Consider the following 2,426-nt stretch of genomic DNA (forward strand, 5'->3'; position numbering starts at 1 on the left):
CGACTGACCGCGCGCGCGGGAGCGCACGGGACCGCGGCCCGCGCGCGCGGTCAGTCGAGGAACAGGGCGCGCAGGCGCTTGGTCGTGAAGAACAGGCCGACCGCGATCATGACGACGTAGTAGAGGACGTGCCAGAGCAGCGCGAGCGAGAGCGACCCGGTCGTGAGACCGCGGATCAGTTCGACACCGTGCCACAGCGGGAACACCTGGACGACGAACTGGATCGGCTCGGGATACTGCGTGATCGGGAAGAACGTCGCCGAGAACAAGAACATCGGCAGCATGATCAGCGTGATCCAGTCCATGTGCTGGAACGTCTTCATGTAACTCGTGATCGCCATGCCGAGGCTCGCGAAGCCGAACGCGATGAGCACCACCGCGGGAAGGGCCAGGATCGCGGTCGGCGCGAGATTCAGCCCGAACAGCTGCATGATGACCATGAAGCCGCACGCATAGACCAGCCCGCGCATCAGCGCGTACAGGATCTCGCCGAGCGCGACGTCGAGCGGACCCAGCGAGGTCGACAGCATCCCCTCGTAGAGCTTGCCGTAGTTGAGCTTGAAGAAGACGTTCCACGTCGAGTCGTAGACGGCGCCGTTCATCGCGGAGACGGCGAGGAGCGCCGGGGCGATGTACGCGGCGTAGGGGACGACCGTGCCGGTGGAAGTCTGGACCTCACCCACGAGCGCGCCCAGGCCGATGCCCATCGACGCCAGGTACAGCACCGGCTCGAAGAAGCCCGACACCACCACGACCCAGTTCGACGAGCGCGCCGCCAGGAAGCTGCGCTGGAGCACCGCCTGCGGGTTGCCGGCCCAGAGGGCTCCGACGCCGCCGCGGCGACGCGTGGAGCGCACAGTCGTGGCGGCGCTCATGCCGCGAGCCTCCGTTCGAAGATGCGTCGCGCCGCCAGGTATCCTCCCGCGGCGAGCGCGAGCAGGTACGCCAGGTGTCCGAGCGCGGGAAGCGGCTCGAGGGGACCGTACGTGAGCATGCGTCCGACCTCGGTCGCGTGCCACAGCGGCGAGACCCATCCGATGGGCTGCAGGAACCACGGCAACGTCGACAGGGGGTAGAACGTGCCCGAGAACAGGAACATCGGGACGAAGACGAACCGCTGCACGAGAGCGAACTGGCCCTTGTCTTCTTCGAGGGAAGCGGCGAAGGCCATGAGGGGCGCGCCGAAGCTCACCCCGGCGAGCAGGCCCACGGGGATCGACAGCCATCCCGTGGCGGGCTCGGGGACCGCGCCGAAGAGCCAGATGAAGAGGTAATAGGCCGCGACGCCGACGAACATGCGGGCCGAGGCGCCCAGGACGACGCCGTTCGCGATCTGCGGCGACGACAGCGGCGAGGCGTTGAAGCCGTAGAAGTAGCGACGCCACTTGAAGCCCGACATGACGGGGTACGTGAACTCCTCGGATGCCACGCCCACGGCCGCCGTGGCCAACAGCGCCGGCGCGATGAAGACGAGGTAGGGCACGGCGCGCCCGCCGTCGTCGATCTGGCCCTGGATGAGCGCGGCGAGGCCGAGTCCCAGACCGAGCAGGTAGAGGATCGGCTGGCCGAGGGCGCCGACGACGATCGTCCACCCGTAGGCGCGCATCGTGCGGACCATGTGCTCGGTGACGTACCAGGAGCCGTATCGGCGCGGCTTGCGCGCCCACGCGAGCGCCTCGGCGCGCAACTCGTTGGCGGAGGGGTGGCGGACGGCATCCGGGGTCTGGGGTGTGCTCATTCGATCAGCGACCGTCCGGTGAGGCGGAGGAAGACGTCTTCGAGGCTCGATCGCCGCACGAGCGACGTCAGGGGCGTGTGCCCCGCGGCCACGACGCGTTCGAGCGCGGCTTCGCCGTCGTGGGCGTAGACGAGAACGCGGTCGGGAAGCACCTCGACGCGGTCGCCGATGCCCCCGAGGGCGCGGGCGGCCTCTTCGTTGCGATCGGAGCCGAATCGCACCTCGAGCACCTCGCGGCTCGAGTGCTGGCGGATGAGCGAGGCGGGCGAGCCCTCGGCCATGATCCGGCCCTTGTCGACGACGATGAGCCGGTCGCACAGCTGCTCGGCCTCGTCCATGTAATGCGTCGTCAGCACGAGCGTCGTACCGCGCTCCTTGAGGCGGAAGAGGCGGTCCCACAGCACGTGTCGCGCCTGCGGGTCGAGTCCGGTCGTCGGCTCGTCGAGCAGCAGGATGCGCGGATCGTTGATGAGCCCCCGGGCGATCGTGAGACGGCGCTTCATGCCGCCGGAGAGCTGCTCGACCTTGCTCGTCGCCTTGTCTTCGAGCTGCGCGAACGCCAGGAGCTCTTCGGCTTTCTGCGCGCAGACCTTGCCGGGAAGACCGAAGTAGCGGCCGTAGACGTAGAGGTTCTCGCGCGCGTTCAGCTCGGCGTCCAGATTGTCTTGCTGGGGGATCACACCGAGCG

3 protein-coding genes are annotated in these 2,426 nt (G+C 68.4%); all 3 read right to left on the bottom strand.

The features are described from left to right. Positions 1–50: 50 nt before the first annotated feature. Positions 51–875, bottom strand: a complete 825-nt coding sequence (locus tag NS283_RS18075; RefSeq protein WP_058598222.1) for an ABC transporter permease — start codon at positions 873–875, stop codon at positions 51–53. Beyond that, a complete protein-coding gene (locus NS283_RS18080; RefSeq protein ID WP_058598223.1) occupies positions 872–1,738 on the bottom strand; it encodes an ABC transporter permease in 867 nt (288 codons plus the stop codon). The genes NS283_RS18075 and NS283_RS18080 overlap by 4 nt, the downstream gene beginning before the upstream one ends. Then, on the bottom strand, positions 1,735–2,426 hold a 692-nt coding region (locus tag NS283_RS18085), incomplete at its 5' end, for an ATP-binding cassette domain-containing protein (RefSeq protein WP_058598224.1). The genes NS283_RS18080 and NS283_RS18085, both read right to left, overlap by 4 nt.

This window comes from Microbacterium testaceum, from assembly GCF_001476285.1.
GTDB classification, from domain to species: domain Bacteria; phylum Actinomycetota; class Actinomycetes; order Actinomycetales; family Microbacteriaceae; genus Microbacterium; species Microbacterium testaceum_B.

What these genes read in the sequence shown, in the direction of transcription:
- NS283_RS18075 (WP_058598222.1), bottom strand. Translation starts at nt 875, where the DNA reads ATGAGCGCCGCCACGACTGTGCGCTCCACGCGTCGCCGCGGCGGCGTC.
- NS283_RS18080 (WP_058598223.1), bottom strand. Translation starts at nt 1,738, where the DNA reads ATGAGCACACCCCAGACCCCGGATGCCGTCCGCCACCCCTCCGCCAAC.